Annotated in this window: 18 protein-coding genes; 8 read left to right on the plus strand and 10 right to left on the minus strand. The window is 62.6% G+C overall.

All coding sequences use genetic code 11. The features are described from left to right. Window positions 1–29: 29 nt before the first annotated feature. The 3 genes from LH365_RS17895 to LH365_RS17905 form a co-directional block, all read right to left on the minus strand. On the minus strand, window positions 30–1,148 hold the full coding sequence (locus LH365_RS17895) for an acyltransferase family protein (protein ID WP_226746364.1): 1,119 nt from the start codon (window positions 1,146–1,148) through the stop codon (window positions 30–32). Further along, the gene (locus tag LH365_RS17900; protein ID WP_226746365.1) at window positions 1,145–3,433 is read right to left on the minus strand and encodes an alpha-N-acetylglucosaminidase; all 2,289 of its coding nucleotides are present in this window, start codon (window positions 3,431–3,433) and stop codon (window positions 1,145–1,147) included. Before LH365_RS17900 ends, LH365_RS17895 begins: the two co-directional genes overlap by 4 nt. A 243-nt stretch (window positions 3,434–3,676) precedes the next feature. Next, window positions 3,677–6,355: a TonB-dependent receptor gene (locus tag LH365_RS17905; protein WP_226746366.1), complete on the minus strand. Its 2,679-nt coding sequence runs from the start codon at window positions 6,353–6,355 to the stop codon at window positions 3,677–3,679. 517 nt (window positions 6,356–6,872) lie between these two features. On the opposite strand from LH365_RS17905, the gene LH365_RS17910 reads away from it, so the two are divergent. Both LH365_RS17910 and LH365_RS17915 read left to right on the plus strand, forming a co-directional pair. Beyond that, window positions 6,873–7,646, plus strand: a complete 774-nt coding sequence (locus tag LH365_RS17910; protein ID WP_226746367.1) for a FadR/GntR family transcriptional regulator — start codon at window positions 6,873–6,875, stop codon at window positions 7,644–7,646. 115 nt (window positions 7,647–7,761) lie between these two features. Beyond that, window positions 7,762–8,556 (plus strand): GntR family transcriptional regulator, encoded by a 795-nt coding sequence (locus LH365_RS17915; RefSeq protein ID WP_226746368.1) that lies wholly within the window; start codon window positions 7,762–7,764, stop codon window positions 8,554–8,556. A gap of 14 nt (window positions 8,557–8,570) precedes the next feature. Here LH365_RS17915 and LH365_RS17920 read toward each other — a convergent pair whose 3' ends face one another. The 6 genes from LH365_RS17920 to LH365_RS17945 form a co-directional block, all read right to left on the minus strand. Further along, on the minus strand, window positions 8,571–9,929 hold the full coding sequence (locus LH365_RS17920) for a metallophosphoesterase family protein (RefSeq protein WP_226746369.1): 1,359 nt from the start codon (window positions 9,927–9,929) through the stop codon (window positions 8,571–8,573). A gap of 83 nt (window positions 9,930–10,012) precedes the next feature. Next, window positions 10,013–13,180: a TonB-dependent receptor gene (locus LH365_RS17925; protein WP_226746370.1), complete on the minus strand. Its 3,168-nt coding sequence runs from the start codon at window positions 13,178–13,180 to the stop codon at window positions 10,013–10,015. A 117-nt stretch (window positions 13,181–13,297) separates the two neighbouring features. After that, window positions 13,298–14,233 (minus strand): FecR domain-containing protein, encoded by a 936-nt coding sequence (locus LH365_RS17930; protein ID WP_226746371.1) that lies wholly within the window; start codon window positions 14,231–14,233, stop codon window positions 13,298–13,300. Next, on the minus strand, window positions 14,230–14,757 hold the full coding sequence (locus tag LH365_RS17935; protein ID WP_226746372.1) for an RNA polymerase sigma factor: 528 nt from the start codon (window positions 14,755–14,757) through the stop codon (window positions 14,230–14,232). The genes LH365_RS17930 and LH365_RS17935 overlap by 4 nt, the downstream gene beginning before the upstream one ends. Before the next feature lie 147 nt (window positions 14,758–14,904). Next, window positions 14,905–15,075, minus strand: coding sequence for a hypothetical protein (locus LH365_RS17940; protein WP_226746373.1), 171 nt, complete (start codon window positions 15,073–15,075; stop codon window positions 14,905–14,907). A 32-nt stretch (window positions 15,076–15,107) separates the two neighbouring features. Next, entirely contained in the window at window positions 15,108–15,341 is a 234-nt protein-coding gene (locus tag LH365_RS17945; RefSeq protein ID WP_226746374.1) for a hypothetical protein, read from the minus strand. 129 nt (window positions 15,342–15,470) lie between these two features. Here LH365_RS17945 and LH365_RS17950 point away from each other — a divergent pair, with 129 nt between their 5' ends. The 5 genes from LH365_RS17950 (at window position 15,471) to LH365_RS17970 (ending at window position 22,366) form a co-directional block, all read left to right on the plus strand. Next, window positions 15,471–16,808, plus strand: a complete 1,338-nt coding sequence (locus LH365_RS17950) for a tetratricopeptide repeat protein (RefSeq protein ID WP_226746375.1) — start codon at window positions 15,471–15,473, stop codon at window positions 16,806–16,808. A 145-nt stretch (window positions 16,809–16,953) separates the two neighbouring features. Then, complete coding sequence (locus LH365_RS17955; protein ID WP_226746376.1) at window positions 16,954–17,604, plus strand: hypothetical protein; 651 nt, start codon at window positions 16,954–16,956, stop codon at window positions 17,602–17,604. Between the two features lie 16 nt (window positions 17,605–17,620). Next, complete coding sequence (locus LH365_RS17960) at window positions 17,621–19,270, plus strand: tetratricopeptide repeat protein (RefSeq protein ID WP_226746377.1); 1,650 nt, start codon at window positions 17,621–17,623, stop codon at window positions 19,268–19,270. A 32-nt stretch (window positions 19,271–19,302) separates the two neighbouring features. After that, window positions 19,303–20,694, plus strand: a complete 1,392-nt coding sequence (locus tag LH365_RS17965; RefSeq protein ID WP_226746378.1) for a hypothetical protein — start codon at window positions 19,303–19,305, stop codon at window positions 20,692–20,694. 40 nt (window positions 20,695–20,734) lie between these two features. Continuing rightward, on the plus strand, window positions 20,735–22,366 hold the full coding sequence (locus tag LH365_RS17970; protein WP_226746379.1) for a hypothetical protein: 1,632 nt from the start codon (window positions 20,735–20,737) through the stop codon (window positions 22,364–22,366). Window positions 22,367–22,573: 207 nt separating this feature from the next. On the opposite strand, the gene LH365_RS17975 is transcribed toward LH365_RS17970, so the two are convergent. Next, window positions 22,574–22,963, minus strand: a complete 390-nt coding sequence (locus LH365_RS17975; RefSeq protein ID WP_226746380.1) for a hypothetical protein — start codon at window positions 22,961–22,963, stop codon at window positions 22,574–22,576. Between the two features lie 251 nt (window positions 22,964–23,214). Here LH365_RS17975 and LH365_RS17980 point away from each other — a divergent pair, with 251 nt between their 5' ends. Further along, the gene (locus LH365_RS17980; RefSeq protein ID WP_226746381.1) at window positions 23,215–24,714 is read left to right on the plus strand and encodes a serine hydrolase; all 1,500 of its coding nucleotides are present in this window, start codon (window positions 23,215–23,217) and stop codon (window positions 24,712–24,714) included. Window positions 24,715–24,818 lie beyond the last annotated feature (104 nt).

Raw genomic sequence — 24,818 nt, forward strand, 5'->3', positions numbered from 1 at the left:
CACGCTTATAATAGAAACAAACTTTTCCGTCAGAGTTTGACGATGATGCCCCGGCGGTCCATCCACCAGCCCAGTGCCCAGCAGACGAGCATGTAGACGATGGCGCAGGCGAGCGCCCCGAGGGAACCGGTCAGCGGGGTCTGGAACAGGTGCAGGCCGATCAGGTCGTAGAGGCCGTGACCTTCGGAGTTTTTGAAGGTTTGCAAGGATATGACCAGCAGTTCTGAAAACAGGTAGATGACCAGCGGGTTGCGGCCGAAGGTCTCGAAAAAGCCGAGCCCCTCACGTCGTTTGGCCAGATCGACCCAGGCGATGACGCCCGACAGGATCAGGCAGTCGAGGCCGATGGTCAGGAGCGCAAAGGACGAGGTCCACAGGCGCTTCGAGAACGGAAAGCCGAGGTTCCATACCAGCGCGGCCGCAACCAAAGCCAGCCCGGCCCCGCTGAGGATCAGGACTGTGCGGCGACGGTCCTCGCTGTGCAGGATCAGACGTCCGCACAGATAGCCTGCCAGCACGTTGACGATCGCCGGCAGGGTCGACAACAGGCCTTCGGGGTCGTAGCCCTTCGCCCCGCCGCGATACATGTGATCGAGGCCCAATACGAACTGATCGACCTTTGCTCCCAGATTGCCGGCCATGCTCATCGCTTCGGAGGCCGGGGTGACCGCGTAGAGCAGTCCCCAGTAGCCCAGCAGCAGGACGACGCAGAGGATGGCCACGCTCCTGACGGACAGATAGCGCGCGGCCAGAGCGGCGAACAGGTAACAAAGGGCGATGCGCTGAAGCACGCCCATGATGCGGATATGGCCGATATCGTTGAAGGCCCATGCCCCTTCGGGCGTCTGATGCACGAAGGGAAACCAGTACATCAGGAAGCCCAGCAGAAAGATCAGGGCGGCGCGCCGCGCGACCTTGAGCAGGAACTCTTTGTGCGGCAACGGCTTGCGAAACGCGAAGACCATCGAATTGCCGATGGCGAACAGGAAGGACGGAAACACCAGATCGGCCAGCGTGAAGCCGAACCATGGCGCGTGCTGAAGCTGCGCGAAGGGCTCGGCGCCGGCGGGCGAGGTGTTGACGACGATCATGACGCAGACCGTCAGGCCGCGAAAAACGTCAAGCGCCGTGTAACGTGCCGCGCTCATGCGGGCTTATCCAGTTGCGCGATCAGCGCGCGGGCGGCGCTGAGCGGCTGGCGCGGGATGTGGCGGGTGAAGGCGATGTCCGCCCTGACCCAGGCCTGTTCCCAGCCGATCAGGTCGCGGGTGAAGGCGGCCTGATCGAAGGGTTTGCCGCTGACGGCGGATTGCCGCACGTCGCTGAGCAGCTTGGTCCAGCGCGGCAGATAGAAGTCCTTGTACAGGCCTTGCCACGCCTTCGACGCATAGTCGTTGAGATTGCCCTTACCGCCCCACACCGTGACCTGAGCTTTGGCGTTCAGGACATAACAGGCCTTCTCTTGCGGGGTGTCGCCGTAGGCGCGGGCGGCGTCGATCCAGGTGGCCAGCGTGTCGGGCTGCGCGCCCAGAAGCGCATCGAGCGCCGTCACCAGCCCGCTGATATCATCGCGCAGCGCGTCGCCGGTTTTCACCTCGCCGGCCTTATAGGCCTTCAGCGCCGCGATCAGGCGATCGTCGATCTCTTCCGACACCAAGTGGCGGACCGCATCGATGACGTCGTGGCGATAAAGGGCCGAGGTTTCAAAGCCTTTCAGTGACAGCAAGGCATCAATAGCGGAGCGAAGCTTGTTGCGGTCACCCGGATGGCCCTCGAATTCCACCATGTCCGCCGTCGGACGCTTGCACAGGAGGTAAGCCCCGGCCTTGCTGCGCCACCAGCGCGGCGTCCAGTAGCGGGTCGAAAAGACGGCGTCGACATACGTGGTCCACGCCGAAACAAGCGCCGGCGTGACCTGCCCGTAACGGCTTTGCAGATAGGTGTGCAGCCATTCGGCGACGGTCTTGTCGGTTTGGCCCCACGCCAGATCATAGGCATATTCGTAGACGATCGAATTGTTGTGCAGGCCTTCGGGGAAAAGGCCGAAGCCCTTGAGATCGCCCGTATCCTTGCGCGCCAGAAGGCCCTTGATGTCGTCGCGGTAGAAGCCGAGATCGCCATAGACCGGATTGGAGCCGCCGTAATTATGGACGTAGCCATAGATCCACGGCTTGCCCTGAAACGCATCGCTCGATTGCCAGACGCCGGGATAGCGGTCATTGCCGATATCGAGGATCATCAGCCGGTCCTGCGGCACGTCGCGGAGAAACGCGCCGATGGCGTCGGGCGTCCAGAAATGCTTGTCCGCGCCGAACAGCCAGCCCTGCATGGTCCACACGGCGTCGGGGTTGGCCTGACGGATGGAGTCGTAGATGGCCTTACCATAGGCGGCGAGGCGTTCGGCCTTTACCGCCGGATCGACCGTGATTTCGGTCTCCTTGGTATTGGCGGTCGAGTCGCCGTATTTGGCCGCCTTCACATCGGAGCCGTCTTTGGAGATCGGCGGGAGCATCTCGTTGAACGAATCGGCGAGGTAGTAACGGCCTTCGCCGTAGGTCTCGGTATAGAGGGCGATAAATCGCGCGGCGATCTTCGCAAACAGCGGATCGGCCGGGTCGAGCCAGTAGGTCTCATGAAAGCCTTCCCACGGGCGCATGGGATAGATGCGCGCCTCAGGATGCTTCTGCGCGAAGGCCTTGGGCACATAGCCGCCGAAGGCCGGCAGGATCGGCGTCATGCCCAGATCCGTCATACGACCGAGGATCCGGGTTTGCAGCTTGTGCTTCTTGTCGATCCACGCCTGCGGTAAGGGGGCCAGATAGCCTTCGATATTGCCCATGCGGTGCCAGGGCGTGAAGGCGGGGCCGGAGAAGTAATCGCCCAGTTCGGCGTCGTTCAGGCCCAGTTCGCGCCACAGCGCCTGCCAGACATAGTCTTGCCCTTCCATGGCCAGCGGCATGTCGATGCCGTGCAGCGCCATCCAGTCCAGTTCGCGCTCCCAGCGCGGCCAGTCCCAGAAAGGCGTCGTGTAGCCGAAGGTGCAGGTATTCATATAGACGCGGTGGGCGAAGGGCGTTTCGACCTTTGCGCCGTTGCTGGCCGGAAGACGCGCGGGCAGGGCGACGCGATCGCCCTCCCAGCCCATATGGGCGGCCCCGGCACCTTTGAGGTAGCTGTAGGCTCCATGCGTCAGGGCGATGGCGGAATTGCCGGTAATGGTGACGGTTGCGCCGGTCGTGGCGGCGTCGTACCACGGCGCGCGGCCTGACGCATCGAGTTTCAGACGTACACGCGCCGCGTCCTTGCCCAGAAACCGCTTCAACACCCCTTCGGCGGCGGTCGCCGCCGCCGCCGGGCTGCGCAGTGGAAGGGCCGCGCCGAGGCCTAAAGCGGCGGCGGACAGAAGCAGGCGGCGGCGGGGCAGGTCGGCCATGTACGGTGTTCCGTTTATGCAAACTTAAAGCGCGTTCCGAAAAGTGTTCAACGGTTTTCGGAATCACATGCGCGATAAAACAAAAGTTTAGAGCGTAATTCCGATCCGATCGGGAAACGCTCTAAAGAAGGCCGGATGCGGCGAGGGGGCAGATACGCGCCCGGCCTCACAGCATCCGGCGATTGACCGGCGGGGACAAGGGGGAGGGTAATGCAGGGCTCCCGCCGGTCAAACTATACGGGCCTACATCTTGTACTGAAACGAGAGGTAATAGCTGGGGCCGGTGACGGCGGTCATCTGCCAGATATTGTCCTTCAGATAGTAGGCCTCTTCGGTTTCGCCGGTGATGTTCTGCGCCCCGAAGGACAGGCTGAGCTGCGGGTTAACCGTATAGCCCAGCACCACATCGACCTGCGTGCGATCCTTGATCACGTGCGTTTCGCGGGCAAAGAAGCTGTCGGCGGAATTTTGCAGATATTCCGAGCGATAGTTGGCCGAAACGCGGGCGCTGAACACCGAGTTTTCCCAGTAACCGGTCAGGTTGGCGGTGTTTTCGGAGAGGTTGCGCAACTGGAACTTGGCGCTCTTGTCCTGCGTCACGTGGGTGTAGTTGGCGATGACGCCGAAGCCGCTGACCGGGATCAGGCTGTCGAGCGACTGCTGCCAGTTGACCTCATAACCCTTGATCATGTTCTTCGACGGGTCGTTGGCCTTGACCGTGATGTCGTAGATGGCGCCGTTGGTCCCCACGCAGTCGGTGCCGTTGTCGCTCAAGGCAACGCCCTCGAAGCTGGCCGGGCAGACGAAGGTGTCGTAGGTGCCGTTCTTCACCTCTTTGGTGAAGGCGGCGAAGCTCAGGGCGTTGCCCTTGCCGTAGTACCATTCGATGCCGAGGTCGGCCTGATTGGCGGTCAGCGGCTTGAGGCTGGCTTCGCCGAGCGCGATCGAATAGGTGGTCACGCCGCCGGACACCGACGAATTGATGGTAGTGGCCAGGCTGGTGTTGGAGTCGAGGATCGGACGCACCAGCACCTTGGCCGCCGACGCGCGCACCAGCAGGTTCGGGCTCAGGTCGAAGACGAAGTTGGCCGAGGGCAGGACGTTATTATAGTCGGTGCCGGTCGAATAGGTGCCGGCGGCGATACGGACGTCGGCGCTGGAATTCGGGTTCGGCGTCGTCAGATAGCCGCTGACCGTTTGCTTGGTCGCTTCGGAGCGCACGCCGACATTACCGCGGAAGGGCACGCTGAAAACCTCACCCTTCAGATCGGCCAGGAAATAGACCGACTTGACGTCGCGGCCGAGGCTGTAGGTGGCTTCCGGCGCGAATTGCAGCGGAATGGTCACGCCTTCCTTGGCCAGCATTTCGCGATAGCCGACGATGTCGGGGGTAACCCAGCCGTCGTGGAAGCCGCCTTCGCCGTCAAGAAAGCCGGACACGGCGTCCGCCGTCGTCATCGCCGGGGTGAAGGCCGCCGTCGGATAGTAGCCGAGCACCAGACGGTCGCGACGGTGGCGCAGGCGGTTAAAGTTTTCCTTCTTGTACTTCAGGCCGAAGCTGACCGATTGCAGCACGCCCTGATCGATCCAGTATTTGGCGTCGAGCTGACCCGAGGTCTCGTCGGTGTCGTTATGCGTCATACCGCCGTTCGGATATTCGTTGCGCGTCAGCTTCGAGAAGGCGTAGGAGGCGGGGTCTGCCAGATTGACCGACGTGGTGAATTTCACGTTCGCCGGGTCGGACATGTCGAGCGTCGCCGAAGGAATGGCGATGGCCAGGATGGCGGCCTCTTCGGTCAGATACGACTTGCCCTCGGTATAGTTGAGCACGCCCTTGATCGTCAGCTTGTCGATGCCGGTATATTTGAAGTCCGCCGTATAGGCCGATGAGGTCAGGTCGCGCGTTTCGAGCTGACGATTGTTTTCCATCGAGAAGTTGTTGGCCACGATCTTGGTCGCCAGACCGTCCTTCACCTCGTTGACCTGAATGGTGCCGAGGCCGCCGAACAGAAAAACCTGCTGATTGACGTCGTAGGTGGTGTAGTCGTGCGAATAGACGGCGGTGAAACCGATATCCGTATAGGCGTTGGGCTTGTACTGAACGGCGGCGTTAAGCTGTGCGCGTTCGGTCTCGCGATCGATGCGGCGGTAGCGGGGGCGGCGCGGCACGGTCGTGCCGGCGGGCACGGCCACCGAACCGGCGGCGTAGGTGTTGCTCGACGTCGTTGTGTACCAGCGGTCCATGAAGCTGTAGTCGGCGCGGTCGGTCAGCTTCTGATAGCCGCCGCCCACGAACAGGCCCAGCTTGCCGTCCAGAAACTGATCGGCGTAAGTGAAGGTCAGCTTCGGCGTCATGTCGCCGTCGGCCAGTTCGGATTTCTGCGCCTTGGCGGCGAAGACCAGCTTGCGGCCCTTGAGGTTCAGCGGACGCACCGTATCGATGTTTACGGTGCCGGCCAGGCCGCCGGCGTCCATATCGGCGGTCGGCGATTTGATGACCTGAATGCCGGAGGCCAGTTCGGTCTGGATCACATCATAACGGAAGCCGTCGGTGAAGTTGGCGGTCTTGAAGGTCTGGCCGTTGACGGTCGTATAGGCGTATTGCGGGCCGAGGCCGCGCACGCTGATCGTCGCACCGCGTCCGTTGACATTGCCGATCTGCACGCCCGGAATGCGCTGGATGGCTTCGGCGATGTTTTCCGACGGAAACTTGCCGATGTCTTCGGCCGAAATACCGTCAGACACGCGGATATCGTTCTTCTTGACCTTGAGCGCGTCGGCAAGGCTCTTTTTGAAGCCGACGATGACCATTTCCTGAATGTCTTCTGCCGGTGCAGGCTCGGTCGTCTGGGCAAAGACGGAAGAGGCCAGTAATACCCCGGACAGGGCCGTGCTCACCAAAGCATAGTGTTTGAACGCCATAGTCTTATCCCCTGAATTCGGGCGCAGTTGCGCCGCCGGAGACACGTGGGTCCCCGCTGATCATCTGAAACGGTGCTGGAAGCAGTCGCGTTGTTCACGAAGTGCGCGGGTCGTGGAACGCTGTTTGCTGTGGATGACTATGAGCGCAAAAATTGGCCTGTCAATTTCAATATTCACATTTGTGACGTTTTTTGTAGGCCAATTCAGAAAATTTCATTGATTTCGCAAGCGCAAAAAATGAAATATCTATAAATTACAATGACAAAATAAAGATATTTCGTATACAAAGCGGTCAACCAAACAACGCGCATTCTGATTTTGTGTCACATAAATAACACGACGACACTTTGGCACTTGCGTTCCAAGCGGGTTTCGCAGTTATTCTCGCATTGGTTGGCCAATGAAGGGCTCCGGATTGGCCAACCATTTGGGTATCTCCACCGCGTCCGGTTGACCGGAATTCGAATGACGGGTTATGGCTTTGAAAGCGACTGTAAAACAGGGCAGGACTCCGCCGATGGCAAATGATGAGGTCGTTACGGATCAGATCCGCTCCGAGCGCGATCTGCGGGCCTATCAGGTCATCGGCAAGTCGTTGCTGGAGCGCATCCGTTCGGGTGAGTTCCGCACGACGGGCAAGCTGCCGACCGAGCGCGATCTGGCCGAGGTTTACGGCGTCGGCCGCGCGGTCATCCGCGATGCGCTGGTCATGCTCGAAGTCAAGGGACTGGTTCAGTCGCGTCAGGGCTCCGGCATCTATATCACGCGCCACGCCTATGAGAGCGAAGGCGATGTGGTCGAAGAGACGCCAGGCGGAGATCCCGACCGCGTTTCGCCGCCGAATCCGTCGGACCTGATGGCCGCGCACCAGTGGCTTGACAGCCAGATCGCCCGGCAGGCGGCTTCGCGCATCGACGAAGACGGTATGGTGGCGGTCGAGAAAGCGCTGGAGGCCCTGACCACTTCGCTGATTACCGAGGAGTATAACGGGCTGAACCTGCGCTTCCACCGCGCCATAGCGCTGGCGGCGCATAATTCGGAATTCGTGGTGATGGCCGATCAGATGTGGCGCCGCCGCGAGCAGTCGCCGGCGTTCAAGAACCTGTCGGCCCTGCTGTGCGGGGAACGCTACCGCGCCATCCTGCTGGCCGATCACCGCCGCACGGTGAGTTTTCTGCATCGCGGCGATGGCGAAGGCGCGCATTACGCCATGTGGCACCACTACGAAAACCTGAAGGCCGCCATGGCCGTCAGCGAAGCCCTGCCGCAGATCCGCCCCGTAAACTCATAGGTGCCTGCCTAGATTGGGCGCATCGCGATTTAAATTGACAAACCAATCTAACGTTTCATAGTTGATTTTGCAAATTGGTTTTCCAATTTAGCGTGTCGTTTTTCGGGTGCAGATGATGAGCGGTCCGGCTTTACAATTCAGAGATCCTCAGTCGGTGCTGGCCTCGCCGGTATGGAGCGGACTGCGCGCCGCGCTCAACAAGGGCGATCGTCAGCCTTTGCACCTTCAGTTGACGCGCCTGCTGCGTGAGACGATCACCCGCGCGGACATGGTGGCCGAAGAGCCTATCCCGCCCGAACGGCAACTGGCCGAGGCGCTGGACGTATCGCGCGTGACGGTGCGCAAGGCCCTGACCCAGTTGACTGGCGAAGGTCTGCTCAATCGTCGCCGCGGTGCAGGTACGTTTGTCGCCCCGCGGATCGAAAAGAACTTCAGTCATCTGACCTCGTTCTCCGAAGACATGTTGTCGCGCGGCCACCGGCCCAGCTCACAATGGCTGGACAAGACCCACAGCATGGTGACGCCGGACGAGGCGCTGGCGCTCGGTCTGTCACCGGGGTCGCGCGTGGCGCGTCTGCGCCGCCTGCGTTTTGCCGACGATGAGGCCGTGGCCATCGAATCCACCGTCCTGCCGGCCTATGTCCTGCCCGATCTCGCCGCGGTGACGCACTCGCTTTACGACGTGCTGGCGCGCGGCGGTTTTCGCCCGACGCGCGGTCTGCAAAGACTGCGAGCCGTCATCCTCACCCCGGCGCAGGCCGAACTGCTTAACGTCGCCGAAGGCTCCGCCGGTCTGCATATCGAGCGGCGCGGCTATCTGCCGGACGGACGGGTGTGCGAAATCAATCACTCCGTCTATCGCGGCGACGCCTACGACGTGGTGGCTGAGGTCCACGCCTTCGGCGAATAGCCGCGCCGTTGCCGTTATTGCGCCAGATCGCCGTTGGTGTTCTTTTTCTTGCCCGGCGTCCACAGTTCGGGTGTGGCCGGCTTCATCTCGATGCGCGTCTTGCGGCCCTTCGCATCTTTTTGCAGGGCGAAGGCGTCGTAGAGCACGCCATTGGCGGTATAGGCCTTATAGGTCAGGCGATCGCCTTCAACGGTCAGATGCTGGAACAACTGGGTGCGCGACGCCTTGCGGTCGGCCCACGACAGATCGGAGACGGAATACATCTTCGGACCGGCGACCGAGACGACATAGACGGTGGCGTCAGCATCGGGGCGGGCTTCGCCCTTGGGCGTCGGGGCGGCGCCGCGCGCATAGCCGTGGTCGTGGCCTTGCAACAGGAGATCGACCTTATACTTGTCGATCAGGGGCTTGAGCGCGTCGCGCACGCGCGGATTATCGCGGTCGGGCTCGGACGAATAGAGCGGGAAGTGCAGGCTGATCACCGTCCAGCGGTTCGGATTGTTGGCCAGAATCTTGTCGAGCCACGCCACCTGCGCCGCGCGTTCGGCTTCATCGCCGTGCAGCAACGGCGCATCGACCGAGATCAGGCGCACGCCCTGATAGTCGACGTAGAAGGCGGTTTCCTTCAGCTTGGCGCGGCCTTCGGGGCCATTTTCCGGCAGGGTGTATTGCGGCCGCCATTGGGGCGACAGGCGCGCCCCGGTATCGTCTATGGGGCGGCCATATTCGTGATTGCCGGGCGTCATGATCGAGGGTGTCTGGGCGTGGATGAAGCCGCCGGCGGCGAACCATTCGCCCCATTCCTTATCGGCGCTATGACGGTTGATCAGGTCGCCGGCGTGCAGCATGAAGGCGGCCTTGCCGTCTTCGCGCAACGCCTCGCGCAAAACGCGCGACCAGTGCTCCCACACATTGTTCTGGGCGTCGCCCAGATAGATGAAGCTGAATTTTTCACCGGATTTTCCGGCGGTAGAAAACTGGAACCATTCCGACCAGTGCGTGCCGTCGCCGACGCGATAGACGTAGCGGGTCGAGGGCATCAGGCCCTTCAATACCACGGAATTATAGGTCGCCTGAAAGCCGGTCTGTTCCTGCACGTCAAGGGTCAGGTTTTCGCTTCTGGCGTCGACCTCGCGCGTGCGGTTCACAAAGTCCGGACCGGCTTCGGAGACCGCAAACTGCACCTTGCCCGGCGCGCTGCCCGCCGCCTGACGCCAGGTGATGGCCATTTCGTGCTGCGGGTCAGCGGTCAGGTTGAGAATAATGCGTTCGGGCTGCGCGGTGGCGGCGGCCAACGGCTCGGCAGCCGTTTGGGCGGACGTGACGCTGGCGAGGGTCAGCCACGACACCGCCGCGATCAGAGGGAATTTCATGAGGCGTTTCACGGGGCTCTTTCACGAAAAAGGGCGGCAACCGCCCTCACGGAAGGTTGCCGCCAGTTTCTGGGGACACTTTATCAGTAACGGTAGTTGAAGCTCAGGCTGACGGTGCGGCCGTTCTTGACGAAGGCGCGCGAGGAAGCTTCCGTCGGACCGTAGGACAGCCAGTAGGTGTGCTCGTCGAACATGTTCTGGACGTTGAGGCTGACGGTCGCTTTGTCCGTCAGGTTACGGCGCAGGTTCGCATCGACGAAGGTGTAGTCCTGCTCATACGGATTGTTGCCGAAATCCTGAATGCCGTTGAGCATTTCCGACTGATGGTTGACGGCCAGATAGCCTTCCCAGCCGTACTTTTCGTAGAACAGTTCGAGATTGTAGACGCGCTCCGGCGTTTCCATCAACGGCAGCTTGTAGCCGTCCGGGTGCCAGCTCATGCCGGTGACGGCTTCCGAAGTCTGGAAGGTGCCGTTGAACGACACGCCCAGACCGTCGAAAGGCGAGGGCAGCCAGTGCAGGATCTGACGGGCGCTGATCTCGACACCCTGCACTTTGGCCTTTTTACCGTTATTGGCCATGGTGATGAGGACGCCGTTCGGGTCTTCGTTTTCACCTGCCGTACCGTTACGGATGTTGGACGAGGACGAGCGGAACAGGAAGTTCCGGATGTCCTTGTAATAGGCCGCGACCGAATAGGCGCCGGTCTTGCCGTTATACCACTCCAGCGACACGTCGAAATTGGTCGCCTTCATCGGCTTCAGGTCGGGATTGCCCTTCTCGATGGCCACCAGTTGCCATTCGGCCACCGGGTTCTGCGTGCCGTTACCGTCCGGGTCGGTGTTGTAGCTATATTCTTCCGCCGAACTCATGCGGGCAATGTCCGGGCGGGCGAAGCTGGTCCAGATGGCACCACGCAGGATGACGTCGGGCCGCAGGCGGTAATTGGCGTGGATCGACGGCAGGACGTTGGTGAATTCGCTTTCGGTTTCCGAATACTGGTTGCCGCGCTTCGGGTCCATCATCCACGCGCGGACGAGGTTCTCGGTCTTTTCGACGCGCACGCCCCCGATCAGGTTGAGCTTGCCGAACTGGGCCTCCGCCATGGCGTAGGCCGCGGTGACCTTTTCGTCGAAACCGAAGCTGTCCTCGTCGGAAATGGTCGCCTCATCCGGCGTCAGGGCGTCGCCGTCGAAGAAGGTCGAGGTGCCCGCCGTGGCGCGCGCCAGTTCGGCCAGCATCTTGTCGTCGTCGAGCACGATGCCGAGGCGATGATCGCCGCTGTACTGTCCGTCGAACAAGCTGGTGACCGGTGTGCCGTAGAAGGGTGCGAAATCGGCCAGGGTGCCATTATTGTCGAGGTTGAGGAACGAGCCTTCGAACTTGGTGCGGTCCGATTTGTAGATCTTGGCCCCGCCCTTCACGTTGCGCAGCCAGTCGTGATCGAACGCATAGGTCAGATTGATCTGGGCCTGTTTCAGGTCTTCCTTGACCGCCGACACACCGGCTTCGAGACCGGCAAAGGCGAAGTTGGCCGGATCGTGGACGGCCTTCATGCCCGCGTCGTTCAGCACCCACTTGGGGTAGCGGGAATCGGCGCGGTTATCGACGCCGACGCCATTGTTGCCGAGCCAGTGATACTTGTCCGAGCGGAATTCCAACTCATATTCGCCATCGGCCTGATCCTCGGACTTCGAGGTCGAAAGGTCGTAATCGACCGTCAGACTGCCGAAGCGGCTCTTGCCGCCGAAGTTCAGCGACGACAACAGGCCGGTCGAATAGCTGCCCTCCCAGAAACGCCGCAGGCGGAAGCCCTGCGGGTCCCACACGCCCGACGCGCCGTCGAGCGAATAGAGCGACTTGGTCGACTTGTCCTTGTCGGTGATGACGCCGTCCTTGTCGCGGTCGACGATCTGCGCCGTCGTGTAGCCGTAGATCTTGCCGCGGCTGTCCGAGCCGATGATCATCTGGTCCGGCGTCTTCAGCGTCTTGTCGGTCTTGTTGACCTGCGACAGGCGCGTCGAGAACTGACCCGTATCGTTACGGAAGTTCAGGCGCGTGGAAAATTCCTTTTCCTTGTATTCGTTATAGGTGCCGCGCAGGTGGAAGTCGTGGTCGTCGCCGCGCCAGTCGAGGGACGAGTTGATGCCCTTGCGCTCGATCTCGGTATGGCCCGTGGCGATCTGCATGCCGCGGAAGACGAAATCGTTCAGATCGGCGTCCAGCGTTTCCGAATTGGAATACCAGGTGCGCGGCTGGCTGTCGCCATCGCCGCCGTTTTCCTCGAACTGCGTCTTGCGCTTGGCGTAGGAGGCCGTGACGAACAGACCCAGACGATCGGAGAACTGACGGCCGAAGGACACCGAGGCCTTGCCGGAGGTCGGGTTGTCGAACTTGTCCATCACCGCGCCCTGTACGGCGACGCCGAAGAAGAGCGGCTTGACGTTGAAGGCGGTCGGCGTGTCGATCTCGACCGTGCCGCCCAGCGCGTCGCCGTCCATGTTCGGCATAATGGTCTTGTGCACCGTAATGCCGGCAATGCCTTCGGGCGGCAGGAAGCTGAGGCGGACGCCGCGATAGAACTGCGCGTCGCGCGACCCCGCGCCCGACATCTTCACGCCGTTCATGGTGTAGTTGTTCAGTTCGGTCGACAGGCCGCGCACGGTGATGCGGTCGCCTTCACCGGTGCGGGCATCGCGCACGGCGTTGACGCCCGGCACTTTTGCGAGGGCTTCGGCGACGTTTTCGACCGGCAGGCGGCCCATGTCATCGGCGCTGACGCGATCCGAGACGTTCTTGTTACGTCGCTTGTCTTCCAGCGAGTCGAGCATGGCCCCGCGATAGCCGCGCACCACGATGGTTTCAGGTTCTTCGACCACCACGGCGGCGGTGTTCGAGGGTGTGGCCGCCGAAGCGGTCGCGCCGGCCTTGCGCAGGATGACCGAGCCGTCGCGGATGTCGGCGCTCAGGCCCGTCCCGGCCAGCAGCGCCTCAAGCGCAGCGCGCGGCGTCAGGTTGCCCGATACCGCCTTGCCTGTCTTGCCGGTCAGCAGCGCCGGATCGGCGACGACCTGAAGGCCCGACTGGCGCGAAAAGTCATTGAGCGCACCCGACAGCGCCTTGGACTTGATGTCAAAGGTTTGCGCCGAACGCGCGGCGGGCTGAGCCAGAACCTGAGCCGGCGTCAACGCCCCGAAAGCCCCCAGGGCCACGGCCGACAGGCCGCAGACCAGTTTCAGTTTCGTCTTCACGTTATCTCTCCACTAACGCGGCCCCCACGGCCCGCTTATGGGAAAGATGCGAAGGGTGTTTCCGGCCCGACAAATAATTATATGAATTAATTATGTATTTCGGATTTCGGTTTTGTGTCACCTATCCAGGATTGTGCCTTCATCCGTGTGGGTGACGCGCAAACCATAGCCGTTTTCAAGGGCTTTAATGACCAGATCCGGGTCCGAGACGCGGAAACGCCCGGAGACGGTCAGCCTACCTGTGGTAGCGTGACGCAGACGCACCGGCACCTTCGAGAAACGGTTGACCTCTTCGACGAGACGGCTGAGCGGCACGGCTTCGGCCTCAAACCAGCCGGAGCGCCAGTCGGGTTCGATCGACGGGTCGAAGCGCGACAGGGGCGGCGGCGCCCCGGCGGTAAAGCGATCTCCGGCGCGCAGGTCGTGGGCCTGACCATCGTCGCGCACGCGCACATGGCCGCGATAGACCGACACCTCGGCCCCGCCGGGCAGCAGGTCGGTATTGAAGGCCGTGCCCAGCACCTCGATCTCGGTCCTGCGCGCGGCGATAACGAAGGGGCGCGCCTCATCGCGGGCGACGTCGAAATAGGCTTCGCCACGCACCATCTCGACCACGCGCCGCTTTGCGCCGTAACGCACTTTCAATTCGGTGCCGCCGCTCAGCTCGATGCGCGTGCCATCCGGAAGCGGCGCACTCAGATGCTCGCCGGGGCCGGTCGTGAGGGCCACCAGATGCGCCGGCTCCGCCGGTTGCGGTCGGTGGCTCCAGACGCCCCAGCCGATCAGGCCGACCACAAGCACTGCCGCCGCCCCGGCCGAATGCGGCAGCCATTGGCGCCAGCGCCGGGCGTGCAGTCCTGTGGCGGCGGCATTCAGGGTCGGCGCATCGTAGGCCGCCAGACAATCGGCATAAAGGGCGGCGTGTTCGGGCGCGGCGGTGATCCACAGCTCGAACTGCCGCTCGACATGCGGCGGCACTTCGGGCTCGGACATGACGGCGACCCAGTGGGCGGCCTGCATTTCGGGGGTTTCGCTATCGACGGCGTGGATCATGACTGGCCCTCCGCGTGACGGGCCTGCCAGCGCTGGCGGGCGGCGTGGAGATCGCCCAGGGCACGGGTGATGTGCTTTTCGACGGCCTTGGGGTTGAGCCCCAGTTCGCGGCCGATCTCCTGACAGCTCTGGCCCTCGACGCGGCGGCGCAGGAAGACGTCGCGGCGCAGCGGGGGCATGGCGTTCAGCACCTGCATCATGGCGCGGGTCTCGGCGCGATCCTCGGCGATCCGGTCGGGCAGGGGATCGCTGCTGGCGATGTCATGGGCCGCGTCGAGTTCGGCCACGGGTTTTTGCCGTCGGTAATGTTCACGCACCAGGTTGGCGGCGATGCGGAAGGCCAGGGCGTGCATGCTGATGACGATGTTCGACTGCTGGTACTCGATGGCCTTGAGCAGGGTCTGCTGGGCGATGTCCTCGGCCAGATCCGGGTGTCGCGTGACGTTGAGCGCGTAGCGCGCCACCGCCTGTCGCAGATCTGCCCATTCTTCGGCCATAGGGTCGGCGCACCGGACCGCAGGCATGCGGGACCGCCTCCAGATTATCGTCAAGGCGCACCTCTTAGACGCTTAAGATGACAGTTTTGCGCAAGAGTGAGCGCAAGCCATCTGTCTTAGATGCGCGAGGCCCGCAAAACCCGACAGGGGAGGCGTATTTTGGCGTCTTAGGCATCAGGCTGCGGTGCGGGCCTTCACATCTTCCAGCAACTGAACCAGAGCCACGACATCGGCTTTCGGGAAAAGCCCGCTGACGCCCTGATCGTCAATATAGGTAAAAGCGCTATCGCCGAAGCCCTCCTTAAAGTCTCCGGTGTGATCTCTTCCGGTATGGTTGAGTATCACTCTTGTTGCTAATTAATTGCTCATAATGTTTATTATACGATATTCTGATGTGGCTGGGTGGACTCTATTTTGAAACCGTCCTTCTTCATCGTCAGGAAAGACTGGCCCGTCGACAGGCGCAGTTCATCGCCGGCGGCAAATTCGACTTTTCGCGTCGTCGGGTCGGCGACCCGGCGCTCCAGCGCTACGTTCTGCGCCCAAACCGGCACGACCATGCCGATCAAAAGACCCAGCCCCAGACCGCCCGCAAATATCACCTTCGTCATCCATTCCTCCCACGTCGTTTCGGCCCATCATGGACGGCCTGCATCAGAAAGCCAGACACATTTCGCGTTGCGGGATCGGCGGTATGCCGTTAGCCTCGGGCCAAATGCGGGCAGAGGGGATGGCGAGGCATGGTGACCTCACGACGGCTTGACGGCTGGAAGGCGATCGGCGGCCATTTCGGGCGCGACCGGACGACCGTCATGCGCTGGGCCCAGCAGCGGGGCTTGCCCGTACGGCGTCTGCCCGGCGGCAAGACCGGCACGGTCTACGCCTTCGTCCACGAACTCGATAGCTGGGCCGCCCATCAGGGCGATCTCAACGAAGCCTCGACCAATGCGGCCGACGAGCCACCGCAAGTGGATGTGACGCCCGGTTTCTGGGCGCGCAACTGGCGGCGTCTGGCCGTGGCCGGACTAATGGCGCTGGCGCTGGCCTTCGCCATCGGCAATGTCTGGCCGCGCGGTCCCGCGACGACCGCACCGCCCGCCCTGCCGTCGGACCCGGCCCTCAGCGCCATGTACCTGGAAGCGCGCGACGCCTGGGCCCAGCGCACGCCCGAAAGTCTGGCGCGCGCGCTGGGTCTGTTCGAGGCCATTACGCGCAAGGAACCCGGTTTCGCCCCGGCTTGGGCCGGGCTGGCCGACGCCTACCTCTTGTCGTGCGAGTTCGGCACCTTGCCGGCGACTGTGGTGTTCCCCAAGGCGAAACATGCGGCGCAGACCGCTCTGAAACATGATCCGCAACTGGCATCGGCCTACCGGGCGCTGGGCTTTGTGCAGTATTGGTGGGAGCACGATCCGACGGCGGCAGGCAAATCCTTTCGCCACGCGTTGAAGCTGTCGCCGCGCGATGCCCAGAGCCATTTCTGGTACGGCAATGTGCTGGTCGACAACGGTCAGACGGTGGCGGGCGTGCGCGAACTGAATGCCGCGCGGCTGATCGAACCGGGCAATGTTGCGATCCAGACCGATTTTGCCTGGGCGCAATGGTCTGCCGGTGACGATGCGCCCGCGCGCTCGGCGCTCAACGGGCTGGCCCAAAGCCATCCGAACTTCGCCAATATTCACGACTATCTCAGCGTCATCAAACTCGCCGACGGCGACTATGTCGGCTATGTGCAGGACCTGTCGGAATTCGCCCGACTGGTGAAGGATGAGAGCCTTATGCGGCACTGCGACGAACTGCGCGCCGCGTTGAAGGTCGGGGTAGAGGCCGTCCAGACGCTGCTGATGGACCGCGCCATAGCCGAGATCAAGGCCGGCACGCGCCAGACCCACGCCTGGCCGGTTTTTCTGGCCAGCGTGGCGCAGAACCGCCGTCAGACCCTCGACCTGCTCGAAGCCGCCGACAGGCGCAACGAGATGTGGGGCTCCGCCGGACGTAACGCGCGGATCGCCCGTTTGTGGATGGACGATGCCGAGATCAACCGTCTATTGCGCCAGCGCAAGGGCACGCCCGTCGAATAGCGACGCTCTGCGACGCAGGCGCGCGGCAGGTTTCCGCCCTTTGCAACAATTTGCGACATGGGCAAACCCCAGAAAATATTCATGCTTTCCGTAGATTGCGGCAACCGCTCCGTTTCGGGGCCGGACCGCGGTCACGGAGGCATTTATGGCGATCCTGACGCGCAGAACCCTGTTCAGACTGACGGCCGTGTCGCTGTCGGCAGCGGCGGTCGCGTCGGCCCCCGCCACACAGGCGGCCTTCGTGCCCCATACCGCCGTCAAGGCGCTGATCACGGCGCGTCAGACGGCTGTCTGCCACATCGCCGATCAGGACGGCATCCAGACCCTGCTGCTGATCGTCAATGGCAATCCCACCGAAGCCCATGCGCGTCGCAACGGCCTCTATCAGACGAAGGACCTGCGCCGCTCGCGCTCGGCCAAGGCCATTACCCCGGTCGACTTCAACCGCCTGATCGCGCTGGCCGGCGGTCTCAATCAAGGCGTCAACGGCACGCCGCGCGCCGCCGATTTTTTCAATCTCTATAACGCGCTGTCCTCGGCTCCGGCGACGCCCGACCCCTGCCCGCGCGATTTTTCTCAGCGCTCAAAGGCCGAACGCGCCCTGATCCGCCGCGACCTGGGCTTGAGCGAAAACCGGCGATACGCGCCCTGCTTCACCTTGGGCAGCAACGCCGTTCGGCTCGACTTCGCCGACGATCCCTTTTTCGATGCCTGGACGTTCGAGCGCGACGTTCAGGGACATTTTTACGGCCTGAGCCTTCCCGGTCTTCAGGCCATCTGGTCGCTGGAGCCCTAAAATGATGAGACACTTTATGAAGATGCCCTCTTTCGTTCGCGTAACCCTGAGTGCCCTGCTGCTGTGCAGCGTGTCCGCCTGCGCCACCGCACCCGCCTCTGGGCCGGCCTCTGTCCCGCAACTGACCGCCGCGACCGCCAACCCGGCGGCGGCGCTGCAAAGCGGCGATTATGACGCCGCGTTGAAGGGGTTCGGCGATGCCGCGGCGCGTGAGCCGTCCGATCCGGCGCGTCAGACCCTGCTGGGGTTGGCCTATCAGGCCTCGGCGCAAGGTTCAGGGCAAGGTTCAGGGCAAGGCGACCCGGAAAAACTCGACCTCGCTCTGGCCGGCTACGATCTGGCGCTGCGCAGCGGTCAGGACGCCTTCTGGGCCGCCGCGCTGGCCGGCAAGGCGGCGTTCGACAAGGGCCGTTATACGCAGGCCCAGAGCTACTATGCGCGCGCCGTCATCTCCCGCCCCGACGATCCGCGCGCCCTGCTCGGCCTGTCGATGAGCGCCTACATGGCCGGCGACCCGCAGATGGCGGCGCTGGTCGCGGAACGCGCCGCATCTGTCGCCAGGGATCGACCGACGCAGGCCTCGGCGCTACGTATGGCAACGCTATCGAACACCGCCGCCGGACAGACCAACAGCGCGGCCCTGACCTATCAGAAGCTGGCCCTGATCGCGCCGGAAGAGGCGATGCAGGTACAGCCCCGTCTCGGCGATCTGACGCGCACACAGGCCGCCGACCCCGTCATGACGCCTGAGCCCGTCTCCGCTGCCGCCCCGGATCAGGTATCGGTCGATGTCGCCATCATCCTGTCGCAGAATTCGCAACGCGACTCGATCGGTCTGAATCTGCTCGACGGCCTGCAGGTCCAGTACGGCCGGCAGGATCTTCAGACCCATTCCGGCAGCGATGCCGGCGTGGCGCGGACCATCACCGACACCATCAGCATTCCCCAGCTCACCTATAATCTCAACCTCTTCAACCGTTTCGGCCAGCACTATCAGGTCGTCGCCCGTCCGATGCTGACCGCCTATCGCGGTGAGCCTTCGGACTTCTTCGTAGGGCGCTCGACCAAGGTGGCGGTGAAGGGCGTCAACTTCTCCCAGCTCGAAAACATCGACATCGGCACGCAGGTCAAGGTGACACCTGTCGACATCACCGCCGAAGGTTCGCGCCTGCGCATCGAAGTCACGCGCTCCTTCCTCGCCGGCGAACCGGCGGGCAATTTCAACGAAGCGCTGAACACCTGGCGGCAGACCGTTTCGACCACGGTCGAGGTGAAGTTCGGCACCACGCTGATCCTGTCGGGCCTGTCCGAAAGCGTGCGCGACTCCTCGGTGACCAAGACGCCGATTCTGGGCGATGCGCCCCTGATAGGGTCTGGCTTCAACCGCCGCGTCACCAATGATCGCCGCGACGCCGTGCTGGTGCTCGTCACCCCCTCGCCCGCTCAGGCCTTCAAGAGCGAGCCGTGGGCGCGCCCCGCTGATGTGGAGCGCCTGATCGGCTTGTGGCACACGACCGTGTCCCCCGGTTCCGATCTCGGCACCATCACCACCAACCTGTCGCGTTCACGCCTGTTCAGCCGGGCGCGCAAAACCGATGCGCCGCTGAACTGGCCCAGCCTGCCCCGCGATCAGGGCGAAATCCTGAAGGAACTCATCCTGCCCTGATCCTGTTGTGAGCCCGTTTGGAAAACCTCATCATGCGCTACCTTCTTTTCCTCACCGCCGCGGTCCTTTCCCTTACCGCCCCGGCTGCCCACGCCGCCGTCGAGTCCGTCCACAGCGCCGCCCTGCGGGAGAGTAATGGCAACTGCAAAGGCGATCAGAGGACGTGGCAAGCCTCGCGTCTATCGGACATGGGCAAGGTGCTCAATCTGATCGGGCCGGGCGAGTTCACGCTCGAACTCTTCGCGCACGGCATAGATATCGATCCCAACGCGATCCATATCAGCGGTTCAAACACCATTCGGATCGTCTCGCGCAAAGGGACGAACGGTCCCGCCAATCTGCGAGCCGGATGCGGCGGTATCGGCTCGGTTCAACTCACTCTCAAGGTCAGTTCCGTGACGTCGCACCAAGACGCCAGGCTGCATGTCGGTGACGAATTTCTGGCGGTCACCGCCAAGACGCGCAATGTGACAGAACTGTACTGGCGGCCTCAGGAAGTCACGGTTGCGAGCAACTGCCTCAAACGCTTCTATACCGACTCGCTGAGAGGCGCGATCGACATGCCGACCGCGGTGCGAATGCTTCAGAAGCCCGATACACCATCGTCGCTTGAACTCCGGATATCGCCCTCGGCCCTGAAACAGGCCTGCCGCGACCATCTCAATGGCACGCTTGCGCTCAATTTCGACTGGAAGCGCGAAACACCACCCGGCCATGCCCTGTATGACTCTGCGGCCACCGAACCGGTCCGGATTACGGTGAAGCGCACCCAACAGGCCAACAATATCGTCAATTTCGCCCTGCCCCCCTATGAACGGACGCAAGAATGGACCGAGACATCGCTGCGTCTCGACCTGAGCGACCTCTCCGACTTTATCGGCACCACCACTTACGAAATCAGCGCAACGCCGGCCTACCCCTCGCAAAAGCCGTTGATCCTGACGGTGCAGTCCGAACCGGCCAATGGCGTGCGCGATATGACCCTCAGTGCACCTGCGCCGGTCAGCGCCGACCGTCGGCTGCGCGCCAGCTACACGCTTCAGGTGCCCACCGCACCCGGCACGCAACTGCAATGGTCCACCCTCGCGTTCAACGAGGCCACATTGCAAAGCCTGCACACCTGTTACGCGGTCCCGGAAGGCACGATCACGCCCCGCGACGGCGTCACCACGGGCATGCTGGAACTGCTCCTCACCGACGCACCGGGCTGCGCCGGGGCGCTCGGTTCCGTCACCGTGAAATTCATCCGCGACAACCGGCCATCCAGCTACACCGGCAGCAGCCAGGACGAACCGCTGGCGGGCAAGACGGCCAATATCACCCTCCCCCGGAAGGTCTCGCTCGACCGGCCCTATCTCGCCCCCGTCACCGCCGCTCCGACTCTGGCGCAACCGCCCAGATCGATCGGTACGACCAAACCGTAAGCGTCCGCGTTTTTCCCCTCAGCTCCAAAAGGAAATCCCGATGTCCAGACATCTTTTCGCGGCCCTGCTATGCGCGGGCGCCAGCACCCTCCCCTTGTCCGCAATCGCCCAGATCCGCACCCCGCAGATCGTGCCCGGCGCGCAGCAATCCCTGCTTGAAAACCGGCTGGAAACCACGCGCAAAGCCAAGCTGTCGCACATTATGGGCGTCGACACCTCCGACAGCCAGTGCGGCACCTACGACCCGGCGGGCCTGAGCAACCCGGTCATCTATCGCAACGATTCCGGCGCGGGGCGTCACATCGAACTTTTCGCCGGCGACACCGGTCTGGTGCTGATCGGCGATAATCTCGACCTGGTGGAAAAGGTCGTGCTGAACTACGACCCTGGTGAAGGCAGCGACATCACCGGCACCATCGTCTCGCGCCGCAACGGCAATGCGGCCTGCGGCGAAGAACCGGCCGACAAGGTGCTGACCGTCCGCCTGAACATCCCGGTCGTCAATTCGGCCCGAAAGACCTACGGCGCGCTGGAACTGTACGCCAAGACGGCCTCGCTGCTCAAAAACCCGCCCAAGGTGCAAAATCCCAACGATCCGTGCCTGCCGCAGAACATCAATCTCGAAGCCGGTCTGCCGCCGCAATGCGCCCCCGGTTACGTGCCGCTGAACGAAGTCGTCGGCCTGGTCATTCTGCCCCTGCCGGAACTCACCGGACAGCGGGGCATCGATGAAACCGACTTCGCCCCGGACATGGCGCGCGACCTCACGGTCGGCGGCATCAATCTGGATCAGTTCACCAACCTGCGCCTCGATCCGGGCAATCTGTCGCAGGCCGGCGGGCGCGGCTCGATCAGCGGTTCGCGCTTCGTCCGTCCGACCAGCCCGCCGCAGCCTGAAAGCCGCATCGAGACCAGGGCGGCATGGGAAGGCGTCCCGGGCTTCGCGATATGGAATTTCGCGCTGGTGCCGCAGATTCAGATGAAGCGCCAACCCAGGGGCGGCGCGGCGCGTCCCTTCGCCAGCTCCGCCACGCTGCGCGAGGTCAACGACACGATGTGGGGCGCCGCCGACGATCGCCGCCGGACCTTCCGCTCCACGCGATTTGCCGGTGAGCCGCTCAACTTCCGCTTCGAGATGCGGGCTCGCGTCAACAACCCGCCGCCGGAGACGTCGCCCATCGACGGCTTCGATCCCGGAAACCGGCTGTATGAAACGACCGGCGGCACGACGATGGTCGGCAACAGCCCCGGCGAAAGCCAGCAGATCCTCACGGCCCTGAAAAGCAAGGCCTGGTGCTCGACCCTGCCGGTGCCGGCGCCCGGTCCGAACGGCGCGCGCACTGTGGCTCTGGGCACGACGACGCTCGGCCCGATACAATGGGGGGTGAAGAATATCAGCACGACGGCTTTCAACGGCAACATCACCGCCGAACTGAAGCTGGGCGGCCGAACGGTCGACACGCTGAGTTTCAACGGCACGCTGGCCGCCGGCGGCACACAGGTCAAATCCTACACCCGTCCGACCCAGACCGTGAGCGTCGCCCGCGAGAGCCTCGGCGACGTCTGCTATCACGTTGGTCAGGACAGCGATCCGGTCGTTGAAAACAACGGCTACACTATCCGCATCACCACGCCCGGCTCGGCCACCGAGAGCCTGCGCACCTTGCCGTAATATGGCGTCCAGTCTCCTGCGAAGGGGTGACACATTCGGCAAAGAATGTGTCACCCCTTCGCAGGAGACGCTTATATCAGGGTTGGATTTTCTGACCTGCCAGCACAGCGCCCGCCTCATCACCCGGCGCGAAACGATCAGCAATGAATCAGGCCTCGCTCATTCAAGCGATTAGACATGCACAGGAATAGCGCCCACGGCTTCGGCCTATTTCCCCGGCGCCGCGTAAGCGCCCCCGCCAAAGTCGACGCGTTCAGAGCCGACCTTCGCGCCGCCACGGAAATAGATGGCCAGCAGAGAGCCGTCCGCCTGACGATACAGTTCCAGACAACGATCCTGTCCGCCGCCGACAAAGATACAGACATTCTCCTTGCCGATCTTGTAGCTGCCCGACGATAGGCCATAACCCTCGGCACGGTATTCACCGCCCTGTCCGAAATAATGGGTGATGTTTGCCGCCGTGCGCATCTGCGCGCCTTCCACCAGCGCCTTCAGTTCCTTGCCCTGAACCGGCTTGATGTCTTCCTTCGCGGACGACAGGCCCGGAAAGGCGGCAAGCGCAACGAGCAGGGCCATCTTTTTCGATACAGTATTCATCAAAAACTCCCGTAAATATATGCGTGTCTGGTCAATATGAAGCATCGGCCGGCGATGGGGCCGTTCGTAGCGGGCTCAGTGCACGAAGCGCGCCAAAATGCGCGCCTGACGTGTTCTTTAGCGTGTTTTTTTAAAAGATTATTAACCAGGCGTCCCCGGCGGCAAGCAGAGCCAGACGCAACCTGACATTACTTTAACTTGTGCACCGACACGCCAGGGGTAGTGTTCTCTCCACGCATCGGGAGCCTGTCATGCTGGAACCTCTGTTATTCGCCGCGTCTCTTCTGGCCACGCCGGTAATGGCCGAAGCGCCCGATCCCCGCATGGCACGCATCGAGGCGGCCGCCGCGGAGGTTCCGCAAGGCGAAGGCGCTCCCCCGCTTCGACTCAGCCTCGACGCTCTGATGAAGGCCTATGATGCGCCCGGCCTCAGCATCGCCGTTGTCGAGAAGGGCCGGATCGCCTGGGCCAAGGGTTACGGCGTCACAGAAACCGGCGGCACAACGCCCGTGACCACGCACACCCTGTTTCAGGCCGCCTCGATCAGCAAACCCGTCGCCGCCGCAGGCGCCATGGTACTGGTTCAGACCGGGAAGCTGGACCTCGATACCGACGTCAACACCCGGTTGAAAAGCTGGAAAGTGCCAGACAACGCCTTTACGGCCACCCAGAAGGTGACGCTGCGCCGCCTGATGTCGCACACGGCGGGCCTGAGCGTACATGGCTTTCCCGGCTACGATATCGACGCCCCTCTGCCCACCGTGACACAAATCCTCAACGGTGAGGCTCCGGCTAACACGGCCGCGGTGCGCGTTATTTTCGAACCCGGATCGAAACAGCAGTATTCGGGCGGCGGCATCACCGTCGAACAGCTCCTGATGACCGACGTCACCGGCGAAAGCTTTCCGGCGCTGATGGATCGATTGGTGCTGAAGCCCTTCGGCATGATCGACAGCAGCTACGCCCAGCCTTTGCCCACGGCGCAGGCGGAGGCCACGGCCGCAGGCACTTACGGCAACGGTAAGCGCGTTCATGGCCGCTCGCACATCTATCCCGAAATGGCCGCGGCGGGGCTGTGGACCACGCCGTCCGATCTGGCCCGCTTCTCCATCGCTATCGCCAATGCGCGTAGCGGCCGTAAAACGGACGTTCTTACTCAGGCGACCGCCACCGAAATGCTGACCAAGGCCCCCAATGGCGATGCGCTCGGCTTCTTCACCGACGATAAGGTTCCGGGCCTCTTCGGCCACAATGGCGCCAATGAAGGCTTTCGCTCGCTGATGGTGATGAACTGGCAGACTGGTCAGGGCATCGTCATCATGGTCAATTCCGACAACGGCAGCGAGATCAGCGCCATGATCATGCAGCGTTATGCCGCAGAATACGGCTGGAAGCAGGATCTCGGGCCGGTCAAGGGCTTCTCCCTTATTGCCAAAACCCAGGGCGTGGATGCCGTGCTCGCCCGCTATGACGCCCTGCGCAAGGCCAATCCTTCCAGTGTGGCCGAATGGGAACTGAACAGTCTGGCCTATACCCTTCTGCGCGGCGGTCAGAATATGGAGGATGTGCTGAAACTGCTGCAGCACAATGCCGAACTCTATCCGGAGTCCGGCAATGTCTACGACAGTCTGGGCGAGGCCTATATGGTCATGGGCCAGAAGGAAAAGGCGATTGCCAATTACCGCAAGTCTCTAGAGAAGGACCCCGGCAATACCAATGCCGTCGCCAAGCTCAAAGAGCTTGATCGTTAGAGCGGAATGATTTCTGATGGAATCATTCCGCTCAAGCCGCCATTGCGGCGGCGGCCAAGGTGGCGGAGCCACCGCCCGGCGAGGGCGTAAACAAAATCTAGATC

It is taken from the genome of Asticcacaulis sp. AND118 (genome assembly GCF_020535245.1).
Lineage (GTDB): Bacteria > Pseudomonadota > Alphaproteobacteria > Caulobacterales > Caulobacteraceae > Asticcacaulis.

What these genes read in the sequence shown, in the direction of transcription:
- LH365_RS17895 (WP_226746364.1), bottom strand. Translation starts at nt 1,148, where the DNA reads ATGAGCGCGGCACGTTACACGGCGCTTGACGTTTTTCGCGGCCTGACG.
- LH365_RS17900 (WP_226746365.1), bottom strand. Translation starts at nt 3,433, where the DNA reads ATGGCCGACCTGCCCCGCCGCCGCCTGCTTCTGTCCGCCGCCGCTTTA.
- LH365_RS17905 (WP_226746366.1), bottom strand. Translation starts at nt 6,355, where the DNA reads ATGGCGTTCAAACACTATGCTTTGGTGAGCACGGCCCTGTCCGGGGTA.
- LH365_RS17910 (WP_226746367.1), top strand. Translation starts at nt 6,873, where the DNA reads ATGGCAAATGATGAGGTCGTTACGGATCAGATCCGCTCCGAGCGCGAT.
- LH365_RS17915 (WP_226746368.1), top strand. Translation starts at nt 7,762, where the DNA reads ATGAGCGGTCCGGCTTTACAATTCAGAGATCCTCAGTCGGTGCTGGCC.
- LH365_RS17920 (WP_226746369.1), bottom strand. Translation starts at nt 9,929, where the DNA reads ATGAAATTCCCTCTGATCGCGGCGGTGTCGTGGCTGACCCTCGCCAGC.
- LH365_RS17930 (WP_226746371.1), bottom strand. Translation starts at nt 14,233, where the DNA reads ATGATCCACGCCGTCGATAGCGAAACCCCCGAAATGCAGGCCGCCCAC.
- LH365_RS17935 (WP_226746372.1), bottom strand. Translation starts at nt 14,757, where the DNA reads ATGCCTGCGGTCCGGTGCGCCGACCCTATGGCCGAAGAATGGGCAGAT.
- LH365_RS17945 (WP_226746374.1), bottom strand. Translation starts at nt 15,341, where the DNA reads ATGACGAAGGTGATATTTGCGGGCGGTCTGGGGCTGGGTCTTTTGATC.
- LH365_RS17950 (WP_226746375.1), top strand. Translation starts at nt 15,471, where the DNA reads ATGGTGACCTCACGACGGCTTGACGGCTGGAAGGCGATCGGCGGCCAT.
- LH365_RS17955 (WP_226746376.1), top strand. Translation starts at nt 16,954, where the DNA reads ATGGCGATCCTGACGCGCAGAACCCTGTTCAGACTGACGGCCGTGTCG.
- LH365_RS17960 (WP_226746377.1), top strand. Translation starts at nt 17,621, where the DNA reads ATGAAGATGCCCTCTTTCGTTCGCGTAACCCTGAGTGCCCTGCTGCTG.
- LH365_RS17965 (WP_226746378.1), top strand. Translation starts at nt 19,303, where the DNA reads ATGCGCTACCTTCTTTTCCTCACCGCCGCGGTCCTTTCCCTTACCGCC.
- LH365_RS17970 (WP_226746379.1), top strand. Translation starts at nt 20,735, where the DNA reads ATGTCCAGACATCTTTTCGCGGCCCTGCTATGCGCGGGCGCCAGCACC.
- LH365_RS17975 (WP_226746380.1), bottom strand. Translation starts at nt 22,963, where the DNA reads ATGAATACTGTATCGAAAAAGATGGCCCTGCTCGTTGCGCTTGCCGCC.
- LH365_RS17980 (WP_226746381.1), top strand. Translation starts at nt 23,215, where the DNA reads ATGCTGGAACCTCTGTTATTCGCCGCGTCTCTTCTGGCCACGCCGGTA.